This window comes from Streptomyces sp. Z26, assembly GCF_003665095.1.
In the GTDB taxonomy this organism is placed as follows: Bacteria; Actinomycetota; Actinomycetes; order Streptomycetales; family Streptomycetaceae; genus Streptomyces; species Streptomyces phytohabitans.
In genome coordinates this window covers 2,643,770-2,665,374 of sequence record NZ_RCHV01000002.1, presented here as the reverse complement: position 1 = coordinate 2,665,374, position 21,605 = coordinate 2,643,770, and the positions used below count along the sequence as shown (strand labels likewise).

At 72.9% G+C, this 21,605-nt stretch carries 18 protein-coding genes; 14 read left to right on the top strand and 4 right to left on the bottom strand.

From position 1 onward, the window contains the following. Positions 1–36: 36 nt before the first annotated feature. Positions 37–1,089 (top strand): ATP-binding cassette domain-containing protein, encoded by a 1,053-nt coding sequence (locus tag D7M15_RS11705; protein WP_121517457.1) that lies wholly within the window; start codon positions 37–39, stop codon positions 1,087–1,089. After that, a complete protein-coding gene (locus D7M15_RS11700) occupies positions 1,086–1,931 on the top strand; it encodes an ABC transporter permease (RefSeq protein ID WP_121517456.1) in 846 nt (281 codons plus the stop codon). Before D7M15_RS11705 ends, D7M15_RS11700 begins: the two co-directional genes overlap by 4 nt. Before the next feature lie 46 nt (positions 1,932–1,977). Here D7M15_RS11700 and D7M15_RS11695 read toward each other — a convergent pair whose 3' ends face one another. From D7M15_RS11695 to D7M15_RS11685, 3 genes are all read right to left on the bottom strand, one after another. Next, the gene (locus tag D7M15_RS11695; protein WP_121517455.1) at positions 1,978–2,439 is read right to left on the bottom strand and encodes a hypothetical protein; all 462 of its coding nucleotides are present in this window, start codon (positions 2,437–2,439) and stop codon (positions 1,978–1,980) included. A 75-nt stretch (positions 2,440–2,514) separates the two neighbouring features. Further along, positions 2,515–3,048, bottom strand: coding sequence for a hypothetical protein (locus tag D7M15_RS11690; protein ID WP_240649258.1), 534 nt, complete (start codon positions 3,046–3,048; stop codon positions 2,515–2,517). A 191-nt stretch (positions 3,049–3,239) separates the two neighbouring features. Next, positions 3,240–4,136, bottom strand: coding sequence for an SMP-30/gluconolactonase/LRE family protein (locus tag D7M15_RS11685; RefSeq protein WP_121520632.1), 897 nt, complete (start codon positions 4,134–4,136; stop codon positions 3,240–3,242). Between the two features lie 212 nt (positions 4,137–4,348). Here D7M15_RS11685 and D7M15_RS11680 point away from each other — a divergent pair, with 212 nt between their 5' ends. From D7M15_RS11680 to D7M15_RS28215, 12 genes are all read left to right on the top strand, one after another. Further along, positions 4,349–7,276 carry an FAD-binding and (Fe-S)-binding domain-containing protein gene (locus D7M15_RS11680; protein ID WP_121517454.1) on the top strand — a complete coding sequence of 976 codons (2,928 nt, stop codon included), beginning with the start codon at positions 4,349–4,351 and terminating at the stop codon, positions 7,274–7,276. Between the two features lie 256 nt (positions 7,277–7,532). Further along, complete coding sequence (locus D7M15_RS11675; protein WP_121517453.1) at positions 7,533–8,180, top strand: ABC transporter permease; 648 nt, start codon at positions 7,533–7,535, stop codon at positions 8,178–8,180. A 16-nt stretch (positions 8,181–8,196) separates the two neighbouring features. After that, positions 8,197–9,453, top strand: coding sequence for a betaine/proline/choline family ABC transporter ATP-binding protein (locus tag D7M15_RS11670; RefSeq protein WP_121520630.1), 1,257 nt, complete (start codon positions 8,197–8,199; stop codon positions 9,451–9,453). Between the two features lie 86 nt (positions 9,454–9,539). Continuing rightward, on the top strand, positions 9,540–10,331 hold the full coding sequence (locus D7M15_RS11665; RefSeq protein WP_240649623.1) for an ABC transporter permease: 792 nt from the start codon (positions 9,540–9,542) through the stop codon (positions 10,329–10,331). Next, entirely contained in the window at positions 10,328–11,317 is a 990-nt protein-coding gene (locus tag D7M15_RS11660; RefSeq protein ID WP_121517452.1) for a glycine betaine ABC transporter substrate-binding protein, read from the top strand. Before D7M15_RS11665 ends, D7M15_RS11660 begins: the two co-directional genes overlap by 4 nt. Positions 11,318–11,570: 253 nt before the next feature. Beyond that, complete coding sequence (locus tag D7M15_RS11655; RefSeq protein WP_121517451.1) at positions 11,571–12,446, top strand: TIGR03084 family metal-binding protein; 876 nt, start codon at positions 11,571–11,573, stop codon at positions 12,444–12,446. Continuing rightward, positions 12,443–14,185 (top strand): acyclic terpene utilization AtuA family protein, encoded by a 1,743-nt coding sequence (locus D7M15_RS11650; protein WP_121517450.1) that lies wholly within the window; start codon positions 12,443–12,445, stop codon positions 14,183–14,185. The genes D7M15_RS11655 and D7M15_RS11650 overlap by 4 nt, the downstream gene beginning before the upstream one ends. 32 nt (positions 14,186–14,217) lie before the next feature. Continuing rightward, on the top strand, positions 14,218–15,849 hold the full coding sequence (locus D7M15_RS11645) for a carboxyl transferase domain-containing protein (protein ID WP_240649622.1): 1,632 nt from the start codon (positions 14,218–14,220) through the stop codon (positions 15,847–15,849). A 135-nt stretch (positions 15,850–15,984) separates the two neighbouring features. After that, positions 15,985–18,183: a biotin carboxylase N-terminal domain-containing protein gene (locus D7M15_RS11640; RefSeq protein ID WP_121517449.1), complete on the top strand. Its 2,199-nt coding sequence runs from the start codon at positions 15,985–15,987 to the stop codon at positions 18,181–18,183. Between the two features lie 121 nt (positions 18,184–18,304). Then, entirely contained in the window at positions 18,305–19,504 is a 1,200-nt protein-coding gene (locus D7M15_RS11635; protein WP_121517448.1) for an acyl-CoA dehydrogenase family protein, read from the top strand. 35 nt (positions 19,505–19,539) lie between these two features. Continuing rightward, the gene (locus tag D7M15_RS11630; protein WP_121517447.1) at positions 19,540–19,962 is read left to right on the top strand and encodes a hypothetical protein; all 423 of its coding nucleotides are present in this window, start codon (positions 19,540–19,542) and stop codon (positions 19,960–19,962) included. Between the two features lie 354 nt (positions 19,963–20,316). Continuing rightward, positions 20,317–20,517, top strand: coding sequence for a hypothetical protein (locus D7M15_RS28215; RefSeq protein ID WP_127201740.1), 201 nt, complete (start codon positions 20,317–20,319; stop codon positions 20,515–20,517). A 118-nt stretch (positions 20,518–20,635) separates the two neighbouring features. Here the strand turns inward: D7M15_RS28215 and D7M15_RS28210 are convergent, their stop codons facing one another. After that, entirely contained in the window at positions 20,636–21,382 is a 747-nt protein-coding gene (locus D7M15_RS28210) for a hypothetical protein (protein ID WP_127201739.1), read from the bottom strand. Positions 21,383–21,605 lie beyond the last annotated feature (223 nt).

Here is a 21,605-nt window from a genome sequence, read left to right as displayed (position 1 = left end):
GCGCCGCCGCACCCTGCCTCCGAACGGGAGAACTCCATGCCTTCGTCTGTCATGTCCACGTCCATTCCGCCGGGCGCCCCCGCCCCGCCCCTCGCCGTATCCGCCGCGGACCTGCGCAAGTCGTACGGCGGGACGACCGTCCTCGACGGCATCGACCTCGCCATCCCCGCCGGTACGGTCTTCGCGCTCCTCGGCCCCAACGGCGCGGGCAAGACCACCACCGTGCGCATCCTGTCCACGCTCGTCCCCGCCGACGGCGGCAGCGCCCAGGTCGCGGGCCACGACGTCGCCGCGTCGCCCGACGGCGTACGCGCCGCGATCGGTGTCACCGGCCAGTTCGCCGCCCTCGACGACCTGCTCACCGCCGAGGAGAACCTCCTCCTCATGGCCGACCTGCTGCGGCTCGGCAGGCGTGAAGGCCGGGCGCGTACGCGGGAGTTGCTCGCGCGCTTCGGTCTCGCGGACGTCGCGCGGAAGCGCGCCGCCCACTTCTCCGGCGGTATGCGGCGGCGGCTCGACCTCGCCATGACGCTGGTCGGTGACCCGCGCGTGCTCTTCCTCGACGAGCCGACGACCGGCCTCGACCCGCGCAGCCGCCGCACCATGTGGGACACCGTGCGCGGGCTGGTCGAGGGCGGGGTGACCGTCTTCCTCACCACCCAGTACCTGGAGGAGGCCGACCAGTTGGCGGACCGGATCGCCGTGCTCGACGGCGGCCGGATCGTCGCGGAGGGCACCGCGGGGGAGCTGAAGGCGCGCGTTCCCGGCAGCCACGTACGGCTCGACTTCGACGCCACCGACGCGTACGAGCACGCCGCCGCCGCCTTCCCCGGCGCCGTCCGCGACGACGAACGACTCGCCCTGCGGGTCGCGGGCGACGGCGGACTCGACGCGCTGCGCGCCCTGTTGGGGCGGCTCGACGCCGCGGGCGTGCGCGCGGCCGGGTTCTCCGTGCACACCCCCGACCTGGACGACGTGTTCCTCGCGCTGACCGGCGACGGCGCCACGACCGGAGCCGGCGCGGTCGCCCCGACCGCCACCACCGCCCCGACCGGCACCGCGTCCCCCGCGAAGGAGAACCTCCGATGAGTACGACGAGCACCCCCGCCCCCGCCCCCACCCTCGCGCACGCCGTACGGGACTCCGCGACGATGCTGCGGCGCAACCTGCGGCACGCGGTCCGCTACCCGGCCGTCAGTCTCGGCAGTTTCATGCTGCCGATCATGATGCTGCTGCTGTTCGTCTTCGCGTTCGGGGACTCGCTCGGCGCCGGGATGGTCGCCGGTACGGCGGGCGCGCCCGGCGGCGGTACGGGTGGCGGCGGCCGGGACGCGTACCTGGACTACCTCACCCCCGGCATCATGGTGATGGGCGTGGCCGCGGGCGCGCTCGCCACCTCGGTCGCGGTCTGCTCCGACATGACCGAGGGCATCGTCAACCGCTTCCGCACCATGAACATCGCCCGGTCGTCGTTCATGACGGGCCACGTCGTCGGCAGCGTCCTCCAGACGATGCTCAGCGCCGTACTGGTCGTCGGCGTCGCGTACGCCGTCGGCTTCCGGTCCGACGCCACCGTGCCGGAGTGGCTGGCCGCCGCCGGTCTGCTGACGGCCGTCGCCTTCGCCGTGACCTGGCTCGCCGCCGCGCTCGGGCTGATGTCCCGGACCGTCGAGTCGGCCAGCAACAAGCCGCTGCTGGTGCAGTTCCTGCCGTTCCTCGGGTCGGCGTTCGTACCGGCGGAGTCGATGTCGCCGGGGCTGCGCTGGTTCGCGGAGCACCAGCCGTTCACGCCGGTGACCGAGACCCTGCGCGGGCTGCTGTCCGGCTCCGCGATCGGGAACGACGGCTGGGTCGCGCTGGCCTGGTGCGTGGTGACCGGCGTCGGCGGCTACCTCTCGTCGCGGCGGCTGTTCGCCCGCGCCGTGAGCTGACCGCCGGTACGGGCCCGCGCGACCGGCCCGGCCCGCCCGGGTCCCGCTACGGGGACCCGGGCAGTCCGTCGGCGGGCAGCGCGAGCAACTTCTCCTGGCGGGCCCGGAGTTCCTCGGCGGGCTCGCCCAGGACGGCGGCGCTGAGGACGAGTTCGAGGGTGACGCGCTCGAACTCGGCGCCCCGGCTGCGGTAGCGCTGCGGGTCCGCCTCCACGACGGCCGACGCGATCCGCCACCCGCCGCCGTCCTCGGAGCCGTCCTCCGTCACGGGCGCGAAGGTCACCTCGTAGATGCCGTGCCCGCTCCAGCTGCGGTGCACGAACACGGTGTCGTCCTCGGCGAAGACGTGCCACCGCTCGTCCATGCCCCGGGCCCGCACGCCACGCCGTACGCGCGTCAACTCGGCGTCCGTCCAGTGGCGTTCGGGCAGCTCGGGCAGCTGCTGCGGTGCGGTGATCCGGCTGAGCTTGCGGAACGAGGAGCGGGTGAGCGGCGCGTCGGCTGGCATACCCCGATCGTACGGACGCCCCGCGCGCCGCCGTCGGCGCCTCACGCGCGGGACGTCACCCGGCCCCCGGCCGGGTCACGGGCGGTGGAAGCGCCCGTCCCGCAGCTCGAAGTGCTCGCTCTCCGAGCAGCCCAGCGACGGCGTCCGCAGCAGGCTCACCGACACGGGCGCGGGCTCGCCGCCCGACGTCGAGAACGCGCACACCGCGTGCCCGCCGGTCAGCGGGAACCAGAACCAGCCGTCCGCTTCGCCCACCGTGACCCGGTCGCTCTCCCGCCAGGCGCCGTCCTGCCACGTGAAGGCGCGCATCCGGACGGAGGCGGCGTACGGGTCGGCGGTCGAACGGAGCGCGGTGAGCGTGACCTTGTAGTCCTGGCCGAGTACGGACGACGCGATCTGCCGGGTCTCCGCGCCGGTCGCCCCTCTCGTCCCCGCCGCGTCCGTCCCGCCGGCCGAGGTGCCCGCCGCCCCGGCCGCCCCCGCCGCCCCGGCGACGGCGGTGAGCGCGGCCGTCGCGGCGACCAGCGCCGCCCGCCGTACGAGCCCGCCGCGGCCCGGCCCCCGTACCCCGTTGTCCGCGTGGTCCGCGCGCGATGTGGTCGTGTCCATGGTGTCCCCCTACGGAATGTCGCCCGGCCGGACGGCGGGCGCGCGCCACCGCGCACCCGTACGCGGACGAACCGCGTATTCCGCCCCGTACCGACGTGTTCTTCGCTTTGCCCAACAAGACAGTCGGAGCCGGGGGAGGGTTGTACCCCGTCACGGGTGACGCGCTTCCTGTGACGTTCGGGGCGGTCCCGTTACGCGAACCGCGGGCGCGGCCCGGTGACGGACGAGACCAGGGAGTAGAGCGACGTGGTCGCCGTGAGGAAGATCCGGTTGCGGCGGGCGCCCCCGAAGGCCAGGTTGGCGACGGGCTCCGGCGTGCGGACGCGCCCGAGGTACGTGCCGTCGTCCGCGAAGCACTGCGCGCCGCCGTCCAGCGCTGCCGCCCACAGGCGGCCCCGGTCGTCGAAGCGGATGTTGTCGAACCGCCCCTCCGGGCACCGCGCGAACACCTCGCCGTCGCCGCGCAGCGCGTCCCCGTCCGCCGTCACGTCGAAGACGCGGACGTGGTTGGCGCGGCTGTCGGAGACGTACAGGCGGTGCTCGTCGGGGGAGAACACCAACCCGTTGGGGCCCGCGAAGCCGTCCGCGACCCGGCGGACGGCGCCGGTCGCGGGGTCGATCCGGTAGACGTGGAGGCCGCCGGTCTCGCTCTCGCCGCGGTGGCCCTCGTAGTCGCTGAGCAGGCCGAAGTCCGGGTCGGAGAACCACACCGAGCCGTCCGAGCGGACGGCGGCGTCGTTCGGGCCGTTCAGGCGCCTGCCCTCGTGGCGGTCGGCGAGCACGGTGACGGTGCCGTCGTGTTCCGTACGGGTCACGCGCCGGTCGCCCTGCTCGCAGCTGACGAGGCGGCCCCGCCGGTCGAGGGTGTTGCCGTTCGCGAAGCCCGCCGGGGCGCGGAACTCCCCGACGGCGCCCGTCGTCTCGTCCCAGCGCAGCAGACGGTCGTTGGGGATGTCGCTCCACAGGAGGTAGCGGCCGGCGGGTACGTACAGCGGGCCCTCGGCCCAGCGGCAGCCGTCGTACAGGGTCTCCAGCCGGTCGTCGCCGAGGGCGCACTCCTCGAACCGCGGGTCGTGGACCTCGTACAGCCCGGTGCCCCCGTAAGCCCCGCCCCCGTACGCCCCGCCGCCGTCCCCGCTCCCGTCGGACCCCACGCTGCCCTCCCTGCCGTCGTGCCCGGCGCGGTCGCCGCCGTACGGGGGCCAGCCAACTACCGCGCCCCGCGCGCCGCAACCGGCCGCCCCGGCGCGGCGCGGTGAGGCGGTGCGGTGAGCCGCGCCCCAGCGGGCACGCTGGGGACATGGCAGCAGACGCGGCAGACACCCCCGGCACACCGCACACCCCCGACGCACCGCCCCCACCCGCCCCGGGCGCCCCGCCCCCGTACGGCGACCCGGCCGCCACGGCGGACCTGCTGCGGGCGCTGCGCGACTCCGTACGCGGCGAGGTGCGCTTCGACACCACCGCCAGGGCGCTGACCACCATGGACGCCTCCAACTACCGCCGCGTGCCGCTCGGCGTCGTCGCCCCGCGCGACGCCGACGACGTCGCCGCGGTCCTCGCCGCCTGCCGCGCGCGCGGGGTGCCCGTGGTCGCGCGCGGGGCCGGTACGTCCATCGCCGGGCAGGCCACCGGCGTCGGCGTCGTCCTCGACCTGACCCGCCACATGAACCGCGTCGAGGCCGTCGACCCGCAGGCGCGCACCGCCCTCGTACAGCCCGGCGTGATCCTGGACGACCTGCGCGCGGCGGTCGCCCCGCACGGGCTGACGTTCGGCCCGGACCCGTCCACGCACAGCCGCTGCACCCTCGGCGGCATGATCGGCAACAACTCCTGCGGCTCCCACTCCGTCGCCTGGGGCACCACCGCCGACAACGTGCGCGAGCTGGACGTCCTCACCTACGGCGGCGAACGCGCCGTCCTCGGCCGCGGCGGCGGGGGCGTGCCGCAGCGGCTGCGCGCCGGGGCGCGGGCGCTCGTCGAGGGCGACCTCGCCCGCCTGCGCACCGGCTTCCCGGAGCTGCCCCGCCGCATCTCCGGCTACGCGCTGGACGAGCTGCTGCCCGAGAACGGCGAGGACTGGGCCCGCGCCTTCACCGGCAGCGAGGGCACGCTCGGCGTGCTGACGCAGGCCACCGTACGGCTGGTCGAGGCGCCCGCCGCCCGCGCCCTGGCCGTCCTCGGCTACGCCGACGAGAGCGCCGCCGCCGAGGCCGCCGCCTCCCTCCTGCCGTACGGCCCGCTGACCGTCGAGGGCATGGCCGAGGACCTGGTGGGCGACTCCGCGCGCGCGGCGCTGCCGAGGGGCGGCGCCTGGCTGTTCGCCGAGGCGGGCGGCGCCGGACCGGCGGAGGCGCGGGCCCGCGCCGAGGAGCTGTGCCGCGCGGCGGCCGGGGGCACCACCGGCCACACGGTGGTCGCGGACCCGGCCGGGCAGCGGGCGCTGTGGCGCGTACGGGAGGACGCCTCCGGCACCGCGACCCGCATGCCCGACGGCAGCGAGGCGTGGCCCGGCTGGGAGGACTGCGCCGTACCGCCCGCGCGGCTCGGCGCGTACCTCCGGGACTTCCGCGCGCTGCTGCGCGAGCACGGGCTGCGCGGGCTGCCGTACGGGCACTTCGGGGACGGCTGCATCCACGTGCGGATCGACTTCGACCTGCTCACCGAGGGCGGCGTCCGACGCTTCCGCGCCTTCTCGCACGACCTCGCGGACGTCGTCGTCGCGCACGGCGGCTCGCTGTCCGGCGAGCACGGCGACGGGCAGGCGCGGGCGGAGCTGCTGCCGCGCATGTACGGGCCCGAACTGGTCGGCCTCTTCGGCCGGTTCAAGGACCTGTGGGACCCGGACGGCGGGCTCAACCCGGGCATGCTGGTGCGCCCCGACCGGATGGACGACAACCTGCGCTTCGCGCCGCTGCCCCGGCAGCCCGTCGACGTGGAGTTCGGCTACCCGCACGACGGCGGCGACTTCTCCGCGGCCGTACGCCGCTGCGTGGGCGTCGCCAAGTGCCGCGACACGGCGGCGGGCGCGGGCGTCATGTGCCCCTCGTTCCGCGTCACCGGGGAGGAGCGGCACTCCACGCGGGGCCGTGCCCGGCTGCTGCACGAGATGCTGGCGGGCGAGGTCGTCACGGACGGCTGGCGGTCGGAGGAGGTACGGGACGCGCTGGACCTGTGCCTGTCGTGCAAGGGCTGCCGCAGCGACTGCCCGGTGGGCGTGGACATGGCCACGTACAAGGCGGAGTTCCTGCACCACCACTACGCCGGGCGCCGCCGCCCCGCCGCCCACTACTCCATGGGCAGGCTCCCGCAGTGGCTGCGCCTCGCGTCCGCGACCCGTACGGCGCCGCTGGTCAACGCGGGCGCCCGGATCGGCCCGTTGGCCGCCCTCGGCAAGCGCCTCGGCGGCCTCGCGCCGGAACGGGACCTGCCGGAGCTGCCCCGTACGTCGTTCACCCGCTGGTGGCGGCGGCAGCGCGGCGGCGAACTGCGCGCCGCGCGCGCGGACGACGTCCGCACCGTCCTGCTGTGGCCCGACACCTTCACCGACCACCTGTCGCCGGAGGCCGGGACGGCGGCCGTACGGGTGCTGCGCGACGCGCGGCTGGCCGTCGCCGTACCGCCCCGGTCGGTCTGCTGCGGCCTCACGTACGTCTCCACCGGGCAGCTCGACGAGGCGCGGAAGGTCATGCGCCGCACCCTGGACCGCGTCGAACCGGCACTCGACGCCGGGCTGCCCGTGACCGTGCTGGAGCCGCCGTGCGCGGCGGCGCTCCGTACGGACCTGCCCGAGCTGCTGTCCGACGACCCGCGCGCGCGGCGGCTGGCGGACTCCGTACGGACCTTCGCGCAGACCCTGGAGGAGTACGCGCCGCACTGGGCGCCGCCCCGCGTCGACCGGCCCGTCGCCGGGCAGAACCACTGCCACCAGCACGCCGTGCTCGGCGACGGGGCGGAGCGCAGGTTGCGCGAACGGGCCGGGCTGACCGGGGAGCTGAGCGGCGGCTGCTGCGGGCTGGCGGGCAACTTCGGCTTCGAGAAGGGCCACTACGACGTCTCCGCGGCCTGTGCCGACGACCAGCTGCTGCCCGCCGTACGGTCCGCGCTGGCCGCCGACCCGGACACGGAGCTGCTGGCCGACGGCTACTCCTGCCGCACCCAGCTGGCGCAGCTCGGCGGCCGGAACAGCCGCCACCTGGCGGAGGTGCTGGCCGCGCACCTGGAGTGACGGCGCCGACCGACCTCCGCGCCGCGAGGGCCCGTACGGCACCCGTACGGGCCCTCGCCGTGCGTGCCGCCCAGGTGACCGAGGGTGCCGTGTCCGAACGGATACGCATGCTTCACCCGTAAACCTTCGCGACCGATCCGGTAACGAAGCGCGCCAAACGCTTGCCGAGCGGCTAGAACAGAGTTCGTCCACTGAACGATCACCCACCGGAGAAACCGAACCGGATGGCAAGAACAGAAGAACGGGGGCGAGCTGGATGAACTTCTGGGAGTTTCTGGAAAGTCGGCACCAGCAACTGCTGACCGACACCCTTCAGCATGCCAGCGCCGTGTTCCAGTGCATGGTGCTGGCCACGGTCATCGGCGTACTGATCGGAGTGGCGACCTACCGGAGCGAGCTGGCGGGCAACTTCGCCACCGCAACCACCGCGACCATCCTGACCATCCCCTCGCTGGCCATGATCGGTCTGCTGGTGCCCGTCGTCGGGCTCGGGGTGGCCCCCACGGTCATCGCCCTCACCCTGTACGGCCTGCTCCCCATCGTGCGCAACGCCATCGTCGGCCTGCGCGGTGTGGACCCGCAGCTGGTGGACGCGGCGCGAGGGATCGGGATGTCGCGCCTCGCCCAACTGCTACGGGTCGAACTGCCGCTCGCGTGGCCGCCGATCCTCACCGGCATCCGGGTCGCCACCCAGATGCTCATGGGCATCGCGGCCATCGCCGCCTTCGCCTCCGGGCCGGGCCTCGGCAACATCATCTTCCGCGGCGTCGCCTCCCTGGGCAGCGCCAACGCCATCAACCAGGTGCTCGCGGGCACGCTGGGGATCGTCATCCTCGCGCTGCTCTTCGACGCCGTGTACGTCCTCATCGGGCGTCTGACCATCCCGAGGGGGATCCGTGCCTGAGACCACCGCGACCAGCGTGTCCACCGGCAGCGCAGCCGACGGCAAGGCCAACGGCGGCAACGGCGAGGCGGCCGGGGCCAGCATCCAGCTGGAGGGCCTCACCAAGCACTACCCGGGCACCCCCGCCCCCGCCGTGGACAACGTCCACATGAACATCAAGGCGGGCGAAACGGTTATTCTGGTCGGCCCCTCCGGGTGCGGCAAGTCCACCACCCTGAAGATGATCAACCGGCTGATCGAGCCGTCCTCCGGCCGTATCCGCATCGGCGGCGAGGACGTCACCGACATGGACCCGGTCAAGCTGCGCCGCAGCATCGGCTACGCGATCCAGTCCTCCGGCCTCTTCCCGCACATGACGGTGGCGCAGAACATCGCCCTCGTACCGAAGATGGTCGGCTGGGACAACAACAAGACCAAGAACCGCGTCGAGGAGATGCTCGACCTCGTCGGCCTGGACCCCGCCGAGTTCCGCGGCCGCTACCCCCGCCAGCTCTCCGGCGGCCAGCAGCAGCGCGTCGGCGTGGCACGGGCGTTGGCCGCCGACCCGCCCGTCCTGCTGATGGACGAGCCGTTCGGCGCGGTCGACCCGATCACCCGCGACCACCTCCAGGACGAGCTGATCCGGCTCCAGCACGAACTCCAGAAGACCATCGTCTTCGTCACCCACGACTTCGACGAGGCCATCAAGCTCGGCGACCGGATCGCGGTGCTCCGCGAACGTTCGCACATCGCCCAGTTCGACACCCCCGAGGCGATCCTCACCAACCCGGCGGACGACTTCGTCTCCGGCTTCGTCGGCGCCGGTGCCGCCCTGAAGCGGCTCAACCTCAGCCGCGTACGGGACGTGGAGGTCGTGGACTTCCCGACCGTCACCACCGACGACCCGCTCCAGAAGATCTTCGACCTGCTGCGGTCCGGCTCCACCAACGAGGTCCTCGTCCTCGACAACCGCCGCCGCCCGCACAAGTGGCTGCGCCGCAACGACCTCGGCCTGGTCAAGGACTCCCTGGCGCGCGCGGGCACCCCGGTGAACGACACCGTGACCCGGGACGCCACCCTCCGCGACGCGCTGGAGGCCGTCCTCACCGACAGCTCCGGCCGGGTCCCGGTGACCGGGCGGCGCGGCGAGTACATCGGCGTCGTCGACCTGGAGACGCTGATGAACTCCGTCCACGAGCTGCTGGAGGCGGACCGCATGGACGCCCGCGAGCACGCCCAGGAGCTGGCCGAGCACAAGGCGCGGCAGACCAGCGAGGAACAGGAGGGCCTGTGAGCAGCGACACGCCCTCGAAGCCGTCGGCCTCCACCGAGGACCGTCCGGCCGAACTCCGCGACAAGGACCGCGCCCTGGTCGCCGAGCTGGAGCGCGAGCGGCAGGACCGCGAGGCCGCTCCCGCCACCGGCGAACGGGTCCTGGACCGCCTGACCTGGCAGCGGGTCGCCGTCGTACCGGCCGTGGTCGCGGTCGTCCTGCTCGCCACCTGGATGTGGTACCGCGGGGCCGAACTCGACTCCATCGCCAAGCAGTCCATCGAGGGGAACGTCTGGCCCCGGGTGCGCGAGCACATCGAACTCACCGCGATCTCCACGGTGTTGGTGCTCATCATCGCCATCCCGCTGGGCATCGCCCTGACCCGGCGCGCCCTGCGCGGGGCCGCCCCGTACGTGCTGGCCGTCGCCAACCTCGGGCAGGCCGTACCGGCCCTGGGTCTGCTGGTGCTGCTCGTCATCTGGCGCGGCATCGGCGCGGAGACCGCCATCATCGGCATCGTCATCTACGCCGCGCTGCCCGTCCTGGCCAACACCATCGCCGGGCTCCAGGCCATCGACCCGCAGCTGACCGAGGCCGCCAAGGGCATCGGCATGTCCGGCTCGGAGGTGCTGCGCCGGGTCGAACTGCCCCTGGCCGTACCGCTGATCCTCGCCGGTGTGCGTACGGCCCTGGTGCTGAACGTCGGCACCGCCACCCTCGCCACGTTCGGCGGCGGCGGCGGTCTGGGCGACCTGATCACCGCGGGCATCACCAACCAGCGGATGCCGGTGCTGTTCCTCGGCTCCGTGCTGGCCGTCGCGCTGGCACTGCTCATCGACTGGCTGGCGGGTGTGGCCGAACTGCTGCTCCGTCCCAAGGGTTTGGAGGTGCGGACATGAGCGCCGGTACGTTCCGGACCGTACGTGTGCGCCGGGTCTCGGCGCTGCTGCTGTCGGCCTCGCTGCTCGCGGGCTGCGGCCTGGTCAGCGGCAGCCCGATGACCGACGACGTGCAGCCGGGCTCGGTCGGGCAGGGCAAGCCCCTCGACGGGGCCGAACTGACGGTGACCTCCAAGGAGTTCACCGAGCAGATCATCCTCGGCAACATCCTCGGCCTCGCCTTCCAGGCCGCCGGGGCCACGGTCATCGACAAGACCAACATCCAGGGCACGATCGGTTCCCGCGAGGCCGTCCGCACCGGTGCGGCGGACGCCATGTACGAGTACACGGGCACGGGTTGGATCACCCACCTCGGGCACGAGAACCCGATCCCGGACGCGCAGAAGATGTACGAGGCGGTGAAGAAGGAGGACCGGAAGAACGGCCTGAGCTGGCTGCCGTACTCCTCGCTCAACAACACGTACGCCCTCGCGATCACCGAGAAGACCCAGCAGAAGTACGGGCTGCGCACGCTCTCGGACGTCGCCGCGCTGGCGAAGAAGGACCCGAAGGCCGTGTCGATCTGCGTGGAGAGCGAGTTCGCCGCGCGGAACGACGGCCTGCCCGGCATGTCGAAGAAGTACGGCATGAAGCTGGCGCCGTCGCAGATCAAGAAGATGAGCACGGGCGTCATCTACACCCAGGTCGACAGCGGCGCCTGCACGTTCGGCGAGGTCTTCACGACGGACGGCCGGATCAAGGCGCTGAAGCTGAAGGTGCTGGAGGACGACCGGAAGTTCTTCCCGCTCTACAACGTCGCGCCGGAGATCCACTCCTCGACGCTGAAGAAGTACCCGGAGATCGCGGAGGTCCTGGCGCCGATCACCAAGAAGCTGAACAACACGGTGGCGCAGGAGCTCAACGCCAAGGTCGACGTGGACGGTGAGGACCCGCACCAGGTCGCGCTCGACTGGATGGTGAAGGAGGGCTTCATCAAGGAGGGCTGACCTCCGCGAGGAGCACGGCTCTCCGCCGGGTCCGCCCGCGCGGACACGGCACCGGGGACCCCGGGGCGTCGCGCCCCGGGGTCCCTCGGCGTCTGCGGACAGAAAATCATGCAGGCATGCTTGATTGTTTTCGGTTCGGCTGCCACGCTCGGACCGGACCGGGTCGGACCCGGCCTGGAACCGGACCGACGGCGACGGCCGGAACGGCAACGACGACAGGACGCGCGACAGCGGCGAGTGACGGGAGTGCGGCGTGACCGGAGCGGGTACGGACGCGGGCGCGGTCGTCGGGGAACTGCGGGCCGAGGGCGACGACCTGGACCGCCTCGTCGCCCCACTGCCGCCCGGCGACTGGCGGTCGCCCACCCCCGCCCCCGGCTGGACCGTCGCCCACCAGATCGCCCACCTGCTGTGGACGGACCGGTGCGCGCTGCTCGCCGTACGGGACGCGGACGCGTTCCGGCGGGAGACGGAGAAGGCGCTCGCCGCGCCGCACGCGTTCGTCGACGACGGCGCCGCCGAGGGCGCCGCGCTGCCGCCCGCCGAACTGCTGGACCGATGGCGGCGCGAGCGCGCCGAGTTGGGGCGCGCGCTGGGTCAACTGCCGCGCGGCGTACGGGTGCCGTGGTTCGGGCCGCCGATGAGCGGCACGGCCATGGCGACGGCGCGGCTGATGGAGACGTGGGCGCACGGCGAGGACGTCGCGGAGGCACTGGGCGTACGCCGCGCGCCGACCGTACGGCTGCGGCACGTCGCCTGGATCGGCGTGCGGACCCGGGACTTCGCGTACGTGGTGCGCGGACTGGAGCCGCCGGACGCGCCGTTCCGCGTCGAGCTGGACCCGCCGTCGGCGCCGGACGCGTCGGACGGCCCGGACGCGTCGGACGGTGGCGGCGCGGTGTGGGCGTACGGGCCGGAGGACGCCGCGCAGCGCGTCACCGGTCCCGCCGTGGACTTCTGCCGCCTCGTCACCCAGCGCGTCCACCGGGACGACACCGCGCTCACCGCCACGGGCGCCGACGCCGACCGGTGGCTGGACCTCGCCCAGGCGTTCGCCGGTCCACCCGGCCCGGGACGGGCGCCGCACGGCCGGAAGGCCGCCGCCCGTACGGGGGAGGAGCGCCCGTGACCGGCCCCGCGCACGTCGCCCCGCTGCGCGTCGGCAACGCCTCCGGCTTCTACGGCGACCGCTTCGACGCCGTCCACGAGATGCTCACCGGCGGCCCGCTCGACGTGCTCACCGGCGACTACCTCGCCGAGCTGACCATGCTCCTCCTCGCCCGCGACCGGATGAAGGACCCCGGCGGCGGCTGGGCCCGTACGTTCCCGCGCCAGTTGGAGACCTGCCTCGGCCTCGCGCACGAGCGGGGCGTACGGCTCGTCACCAACGCGGGCGGCCTCAACCCGGCCGCGTTGGCCCACGCCGTACGGGAGTTGGCCGCGCGCCTCGGCGTGCCCGTGCACGTGGCGCACGTCGAGGGCGACGACCTGCTGTCCCGGCCCGACCTGCTGCCCCAGCGGGACGGCGCCCCCGCCCCGTACCTCACCGCCAACGCCTACCTCGGCGGCGCGGGCATCGCCGCCTGCCTCCGCGCGGGCGCCGACGTCGTCGTCACCGGCCGCGTCACCGACGCGGCGCTCGTCACCGGCGCCGCCGCCGCGCACTTCGGCTGGGGCGACGACGACCTGGACGCCCTCGCCGGGGCCGTCGTCGCCGGGCACGTGCTGGAGTGCGGCACGCAGGCGACCGGCGGCAACTACGCGTTCTTCGCGCGCGACGGGATCGACGCGCGCCACCCCGGTTTCCCGCTCGCGGAGATCCACCGCGACGGCACGTCGGTGATCACCAAGCACCCCGGTACGGGAGGCGCGGTGACCGTGGGCACGGTCACCGCGCAGCTGCTGTACGAGACGGGCGGCGCCCGGTACGCCGGGCCGGACGTGACCGCGCGGCTGGACACCGTACGGCTCGCGGCCGACGGCCCGGACCGGGTGCGGATCGCCGGGGTGCGCGGGGAGGCGCCGCCGCCGACGCTGAAGGCGGGGCTGACGCGCCTCGGCGGCTACCGCAACGAGGTGGTGTTCGTCCTCACCGGCCTGGACGTCGAGGCGAAGGCCGCGCTCGTACGGGAGCAGATGACCGCGCACCTCACGGGCGCCACCAACGCCCCTCCCACCGAGGTGCGTTGGACCCTCGCCCGTACGGACCGGGCCGACGCCGACGTGCAGGAGGAGGCCGGTGCGCTGCTCCGGCTCGTCGTCCGCGACCCCGACCAGGCCGTCGTCGGGCGCGCGGTGAGCGCCGCCGCCGTCGAGCTGGCCCTCGCCAGCTACCCCGGCTTCCACGTCACCGCGCCGCCCGGGAAGGGCGCGCCCTACGGGGTGTTCGAGGCGGTCCACGTCCCGGCGGACGAGGTGCCGCACACGGCCGTACTGCCGGACGGCGAACGGCTGACGCTCCGACACCCCGCCCGTACACGGGAGTTGGCGCCCGTACCGGACCCGGAGCCGCCACCGCCGCTGCCACCCGGACCCGTACGGCGCGTGCCGCTCGGTGAGGTGGCGGGCGCGCGCAGCGGCGACAAGGGCGGCAGCGCGAACGTCGGCGTCTGGGTCCGCGACGACGCGGCCTGGCGCTGGCTGGCCCACGAGCTGACCGTGGACCGGCTGCGCGCGCTGCTGCCCGAGATCCGCGAACTGCCCGTCACCCGGCACCTGTTGCCGCGGCTGCGGGCCGTCAACTTCGTCGTCGACGGCCTCCTCGGCGAGGGCGTCGCCGCGCAGGCCCGCTTCGACCCGCAGGCGAAGGCGCTCGGCGAGTGGCTGCGGGCGCGGTACGTCGACATACCGGAGGAACTGCTGCCGTGACCACCGCCTCGGACCCGACCGCCGCCCCCACCGTGCGACACGTCGCCGCCGACCCGACCGGCCCCGCGCCCGTACTGCGCTCCGCGCTCGACACCGCGTCGGCCGCGTACGCCGAGAACCGCGCCGCGATGCTCGCCCGGCTCACGGAGCTGGACGCCGAGCACGCGCGGGCGGTGGCGGGCGGCGGCGAGAAGTACGTGGCACGCCACCGGGACCGGGGGAAGCTGCTGGCCAGGGAGCGCGTCGAGCTGCTGATCGACCCGGACACGCCCTTCCTCGAACTGTCGCCGCTGGCCGCCTGGGGCAGCGACTACGCGGTGGGCGCCTCCCTCGTCACCGGCATCGGCACGGTGTCCGGCGTCGAGTGCCTCATCACGGCCAACGACCCGACCGTACGCGGCGGCGCCAGCAACCCGTGGACGCTGAAGAAGGCGCTGCGCGCGAACGAGATCGCCCGCGCGAACCGGCTGCCGTGCGTCAGCCTCGTCGAGTCCGGCGGCGCCGACCTGCCCAGCCAGAAGGAGATCTTCATCCCCGGCGGGGCCCTCTTCCGCGACCTCACCCGCCTGTCGGAGGCCGGAATCCCCACCGTGGCCGTGGTGTTCGGCAACTCCACGGCGGGCGGCGCGTACGTCCCCGGCATGTCGGACCACGTCATCATGGTCAGGGAACGCGCCAAGGTGTTCCTCGGCGGACCGCCGCTGGTGAGGATGGCCACCGGCGAGGAGTCCGGCGACGAGGAGTTGGGCGGCGCCGACATGCACGCCCGTACGTCCGGCCTCGCGGACCACTTCGCGCTGGACGAGCCGGACGCCCTGCGCCGCGCCCGCCGGGTCGTCGCGCGCCTCAACTGGCGCAAGGCGCACGCCGATCCGCCGCCCGCCGTACCGCCCCGCCACGACGAGGACGAGCTGCTGGGCATCGTGCCGGGCGACCTGAAGACGCCGTTCGACCCGCGCGAGGTGATCGCGCGGATCGTGGACGGCTCGGAGTTCGACGAGTTCAAGCCGCTCTACGGGCCCAGCCTGGCGACCGGTTGGGCACGGCTGCACGGCTATCCGGTCGGCGTCCTGGCGAACGCCCAAGGGGTGCTGTTCAGCGAGGAGTCCCAGAAGGCCACGCAGTTCATCCAGTTGGCGAACCAGCGCGACATCCCGCTGCTGTTCCTGCACAACACCACCGGCTACATGGTCGGCCGGGAGTACGAGCAGGGCGGCATCATCAAGCACGGCGCCATGATGATCAACGCGGTCTCCAACTCGAAGGTCCCGCACCTGTCCGTGCTGATGGGCGCCAGCTACGGCGCCGGGCACTACGGCATGTGCGGCCGCGCCTACGACCCGCGCTTCCTCTTCGCCTGGCCGAGCGCCAAGTCCGCCGTGATGGGCCCGCAGCAGCTGGCGGGTGTGATGTCCATCGTGATGCGGGAGTCGGCGGCGGCGAAGGGCCGCCCCTACGACGAGGAGCAGGACGCGGCGCTGCGCGCGATGGTCGAGCAGCAGATCGAGGCCGAGTCGCTGCCGGTGTTCCTGTCCGGGCGGCTCTACGACGACGGCGTGATCGACCCGCGCGACACCCGCACCGTGCTGGGCCTGTGCCTGTCGGCGATCCACACGGCGCCGGTGGCGGGCGCGCGCGGCGGTTTCGGGGTGTTCCGGATGTGACGGGCGACGGGCGGCGCCCCGCGTCGCGTGTGGCGCGCTTGGCGTGAACAGGCGGGCCAGGACAGGGACTTGGACGGACCGGGCGGAGGGCGGAGCAGTGGGCAGGAGCACGACGCGGTACGGAGGGGTGGCGCGGTGATCGGGACCGTACTGGTGGCGAACCGCGGCGAGATCGCCCGGCGCGTCCTGCGCACCTGCCGCGAACTGGGCCTGGCCACGGTCGCGGTCCACTCCGACGAGGACACGGACGCCCCGCACGTACGGGAGGCCGACGCCACCGTACGGCTGCCGGGCCGCACCCCCGCGGACACCTATCTGCGCGGCGACCTGATCGTCCGGGCGGCCCTCGCGGCGGGCGCGGACGCCGTGCACCCCGGCTACGGATTCCTGTCCGAGCACGCGGAGTTCGCCCGTGCCGTACGGGACGCGGGCCTGGTGTGGATCGGCCCGCCGCCGGACGCCATGGACGCGATGGCGTCCAAGACCCGCGCCAAGGAGCTGATGGCGGCGGCGGGCGTACCGCTGCTCGCCCCCGTACGCCCCGAGGACGCCCGCGCGGACCAACTCCCGCTGCTGGTCAAGGCGTCGGCGGGCGGCGGCGGACGCGGCATGCGCGTCGTACGCGAACTCGCCGCGCTGGACGGGGAGATCACCGCCGCACGGGCCGAGGCGGAGGCGGCGTTCGGGGACGGCGAGGTATTCGTCGAGCCGTACGTCGAACGTGGCCGCCACGTCGAGGTGCAGGTGCTCGCGGACGGGCACGGCACGGTGTGGGCGCTCGGCACGCGCGACTGCTCGTTGCAGCGCCGCCACCAGAAGGTCGTCGAGGAGGCGCCCGCACCGGAGTTGGGCGAGGCGCGGCGGGCGGCGCTGCACGAGGCGGCGGTACGGGCGGCGCGCGCGGTCGGCTACGAGGGCGCCGGCACGGTGGAGTTCCTGCTGCCCGCGTCCGGCGGTGACGGCGGTGACGGCGGTGACGGCGGCGCACACGCGGGCGGCGAGGCGTACTTCCTGGAGATGAACACCCGCCTCCAGGTGGAGCACCCCGTCACGGAGTGCGTGTACGGGCTCGACCTGGTGGCCCTCCAGATCCGCGTGGCCGAGGGCGAACGGCTGCCCCCGGAACCGCCGTCGCCGCGCGGGCACGCCGTCGAGGCGCGGCTGTACGCGGAGGACCCGGCGCGCGACTGGCAGCCGCAGACCGGCGTGCTGCACCGGCTGGACGTACCGGGCGCGGTCGCCGGTGGCGGAACGGCCGGTGGCGGAACGGGCCCTGGCGGGGCAGGCGTTCGCGGAGGCACGGGCGGTACGCACGGGCTGCGGCTCGACTCCGGCGTCACGGACGGCGACACGGTGTCCGTGCACTACGACCCCATGCTCGCCAAGGTGATCGCCTGGGCGCCGACCCGCGCCGAGGCCGTACGCGCCCTCGCCCGCGCGCTGGAACGCGCCCGCGTGCACGGGCCGGTGACCAACCGCGACCTGCTCGTACGTTCCCTGCGGCACCCGGAGTTCGCCGCCGGGACCCCCGACACCGGCTTCTACGACCGGCACCTGGCCGCCCTCACCGCGCCCGCGTCGGCCGCCGTGCCCGACGCGCCCGACCCGCGGGGGCTCGCCGCCCTTGCGGCGGCGCTCGCCGACGCGGCGGCGCGGCGGCAGGGGGCGTACGGGGGCGGGGCGCCGGGCGTACCGGCCCGCGTCGGCGGCTGGCGGAACGTACCGTCGCAGCCGCAGCGCAAGGAGTACCGCGCCGAGCCGGACGGCACCGTGCTCACCGTCTCGTACGCGCTGACCCGCGCCGGGCTCACCGCCGAAGGCTTCCCGGGCGTACGGCTGTTGGACGCCGCGCCGGACCGCGTCGTCCTGGACGTGGCCGGGGTGCGGCGGACCTTCGAGGTGGGCGCGTACCCGGAGGAGGTCCGCGCGCGGCCCGGCGCGGGGACCGCGACGGCCGCGCCCGGCACGGCTGTTCGGGTCTTCGTCGACTCGCCGCTGGGCGCCTTCGCGTTCACCGCGCTGCCGCGCTTCCCCGACCACGAGGCCCGTACGGAGCCCGGTTCACTGCTCGCGCAGCTGCCCGGCACCGTCGTGCGGATCGCGGACGGGCTGAAGGTGGGCGACCCGGTGGTGGCCGGGCAGCCGCTGCTGTGGCTGGAGGCCATGAAGATGGAGCACCGTTTCACGGCCCCAACGGCGGGCGTCCTGCGGGCGCTGCGTGCCGAGGTGGGCGCGCAGGTGGAGGTGGGCACGGTGCTCGCGGTCGTCGCGGACCCGGACGAGGACCCCGGCGACGCCCCCGGCGACCCCGGCGCGGACGCCGACCCGCCCTGACCCGTACCCGTACCCCGCGCCCGTACCGACCCGGTGCGTGCGCGCCGACACCCGTACGCACGAGCCCAGTTGCTCCGTACCCGCCGCATCCGCCGTACCGACCGACCCGAGGGGGCCCCGTATGACCGCCAGCCGCACCGACGCCCGACCCGCCGCAGCGCTCGGCACCCTGCTGGAGACCGACGAACAGCGCGCCCTGCGCGCCGCCGTCGCCGCGCTCGGCAAGCGCTACGGCCGTACGTACTTCACCGACGTCGTCCGCGAGGGCGGGCACACCGACGCGCTCTGGGCGGACGCCGCCAAGGCGGGCTACCTCGGCGTGAACCTCCCCGAGGAGTACGGCGGCGGCGGTGCCGGGATCACCGAACTGTCCATCGTGCTGGAGGAGTTGGGCACGGTGGGCTGCCCACTGCTGATGCTCATCGTGTCGCCCGCCATCTGCGGCACCGTCATCGCCCGCTTCGGCACGGAGGAGCAGCGCCGCGAGTGGCTGCCCGGACTCGCCGACGGCACCCGCACGATGGCGTTCGGCATCACCGAGCCGGACGCGGGCTCCAACTCCCACCGCATCACCACCACCGCCCGCCGCGACGGCGCCGACTGGCTGCTCACCGGCCGCAAGGTCTTCGTCTCCGGCGTCGACATCGCGGACGCGACGCTCGTCGTGGGCCGCACCGAGGACGCGCGGACCGGCCGGCTGAAGCCGTGCCTTTTCGTCGTACCGCGCGACGCCCCCGGCTTCACCCGCCGCATGATCGACATGGAACTCGCCGCGCCGGAGAAGCAGTTCGAGCTGGCGCTCGACGACGTACGGCTGCCGTCATCCGCACTCGTCGGGGACGAGGACGCCGGTCTCCTCCAGCTGTTCGCGGGCCTCAACCCGGAACGCGTCATGACCGCCGCCTTCGCCCTGGGCATGGCGCGGTACGCGGTGGACCGGGCCGTCGAGTACGCGACCACGCGCCAGGTGTGGAAGGAGCCGATCGGTGCCCACCAGGCGATCGCGCACCCGCTCGCGCAGGCGCACATCGAGATCGAGCTGGCCCGGCTGATGACCCGCAAGGCGGCCCAGCTCTACGACGCGGGCGACGACGCGGGTGCGGGCGAGGCGGCGAACATGGCGAAGTACGCGGCCGGCGAGGCCGCCGTACGCGCCGTCGACCAGGCGGTGCACACCCTTGGCGGCAACGGCCTCACCCGCGAGTACGGCCTCGCCTCCCTCGTCACGGCGGCCCGCGTCGCCCGTATCGCCCCGGTCAGCCGGGAGATGATCCTCAACTACGTCTCCCACCAGTCCCTGGGCCTCCCCAAGTCCTACTGACAGCACGTCCGTTCACACACCCGTCCGGAGCCGTAGTGGCCCGCGCCGTTCGCCGTGTCGTCGCCGAACACAGCGTGGACCCCGCGACGTTGCTGGACTCCAAGCGGAAGCAGGACACGTACCGCAGGATCGAGAGCCAACTCAAGCGGTTCGGGGAATCGCACCGCGTCCCCGCCTCCACCCTGCTCAAGCTCGCCGACGCGGTCGGCGTGAACGCCGTCGACCTGTACGGCGAGGAGACGTTGGAGAAGGCCGTGGCCGCCGAGGTGGGCGGCCACATCGATGCCCGCGCGCTCCTGCGCGCCGTAAAGGCCCGCGCGAGCCGAACCGACGAGCGGCCGCCCGTACGCGCACCTCAGCGACACGTCTCTACGCGACGCCGCGCGCATGGCGGCCACGTCCGCACGCGCCACCACGGCAGCAGCCGCGAAGGCGGAGGCCGCTGGCGCCCACGCTGAACAGCAGGCCGGTGCTGGAGCGAGCCCGAACGCGCTCGCGCTCGGCCGTCGGAATCAAGACGTTGCCGAACGTGCGGTGGCCGTCCGTGAAGCCCGAGCGCTGGAAACCACGATCACTGAACGCACCGCTCAACTGCACGACGCTCAGACGCGCCTCGAAGCACTCGACCAGCAGCTAACCGCGACCGGTCGCTTCGGGCGCCCCGTACTCCGCGGGAACGAACGGGCGGCTGCTGAGGCGGACCGTATCGAACTGCTCCGCACGTGCGCAGAGTTCGGGCGGGAACTGGAGCAGCTGAACACGCGGCACTACGCTCTTGCCCAGCAGACGGGCCCGCCGGCGAGCATGAAGCCGTGCTCACCAAAGCGACCACGCCACGGCACGAGAAGCACAAGCTCCTGCACCATGCCAACTACAAGGACAACCAGACAGCCAAGCTGCTACGCGCCGAGGCCACCAAGGCACGCAGCACGTCGCGCGGCGCCGAGCATTGCGCGTCCGGTCTTCAGGCCGAGTTGGCGTTCCGCTCGCGAAGTGGGCCCCAGCCGGTTTGACGCTGATGCGTCTTCATCGTCGTTGTTCCCGAAGCAGATCTGTCGACCCCCGGTACGGAGACATTTGAAAACAAGGATATTCCACACTGGAGGTGACCTCCGTAGTGCTTCTATAAATTCATGCCGTGTTACCGAATGAAGAGTTTCGAATCCAACCGTCATCGGTCCACCAATACTCCTCCAAGCCTTCAGGGCCACATGTGACAAAATCGAGTTGCTTGGTGTCCCTCACCGGTACAGTCATTCTCTTGCCGTCCACTAGCACGGGAATTTCCAGGCGCCACTCGTGGCGACCACTCTGCGCCTCCACAAAGATGTGGAACTGTTCGGTCTCGCCTGGACCTAGAAGTAAAGACAGGGGCTCTATCGGTTCACTGTCTACGTCAACCCACTGAGCGCATGGGACTTCAAGGTTGATCTCGATTCGTCTTGGACTCACTGCGGCACCACCGACCGGGGATACCGCAATAATGCCACTTTCAAGATTTCGAACGCGCGTTTCTAGGGGGCGTAGTTTTGGGGGTTCCACCACGACGCTAACGGATTCACGTGAAGTAATCGTCACCTTCAAGACGGTCCTCCAAGCGTCAACTCCTCCGTGCTCAACTGCCCATCTGTACCAATCGTGGGGGTGTTCAGGAGGTGGGCTCTGAGGAAGTGCAGGAAAGTAGACAAAGGAAGGAATCCAGTTGGGGAACCCAGACCAAGCCAGCGATGGGTCGCGTTCGACGTGGACGCTAATTGGCTTCAGTCGGTATAGTCTTCGAGAAGTTGTCTCAAGGTGCTTTGACAAAGGGTGAATTAGTACTGCTATTACCCAGGAAATGATCGCGCCGATGATCGCACTTATTAGTAGTTCTATCACCTTCGTCTCCTTGCGTGTCGTCGTAATATATACTCACGTTGCTTCGATAGTGCGGGATCACGATGGAATAAATATCGGATCTCCGAAGTGCTCCATTCGTAATGGTCGCAGCTTTGGGCTGTGGTTCAGGCGTTTTGTCGAGATGCCCTGTTCCAATTGCACGTACGTGAAGGCATCCCGATTGGAAATGTCAAGGTTTGGGTCGGCGGAGAGTAAGTGCCTC

Bases quoted from the DNA above. Each gene is read 5' to 3' on its own strand.
- D7M15_RS11705 (WP_121517457.1), top strand. From the start codon at position 37: ATGCCTTCGTCTGTCATGTCCACGTCCATTCCGCCGGGCGCCCCCGCC.
- D7M15_RS11635 (WP_121517448.1), top strand. From the start codon at position 18,305: ATGACCGCCAGCCGCACCGACGCCCGACCCGCCGCAGCGCTCGGCACC.
- D7M15_RS11675 (WP_121517453.1), top strand. From the start codon at position 7,533: ATGAACTTCTGGGAGTTTCTGGAAAGTCGGCACCAGCAACTGCTGACC.
- D7M15_RS11700 (WP_121517456.1), top strand. From the start codon at position 1,086: ATGAGTACGACGAGCACCCCCGCCCCCGCCCCCACCCTCGCGCACGCC.
- D7M15_RS11660 (WP_121517452.1), top strand. From the start codon at position 10,328: ATGAGCGCCGGTACGTTCCGGACCGTACGTGTGCGCCGGGTCTCGGCG.
- D7M15_RS11695 (WP_121517455.1), bottom strand. From the start codon at position 2,439: ATGCCAGCCGACGCGCCGCTCACCCGCTCCTCGTTCCGCAAGCTCAGC.
- D7M15_RS11680 (WP_121517454.1), top strand. From the start codon at position 4,349: ATGGCAGCAGACGCGGCAGACACCCCCGGCACACCGCACACCCCCGAC.
- D7M15_RS11690 (WP_240649258.1), bottom strand. From the start codon at position 3,048: ATGGACACGACCACATCGCGCGCGGACCACGCGGACAACGGGGTACGG.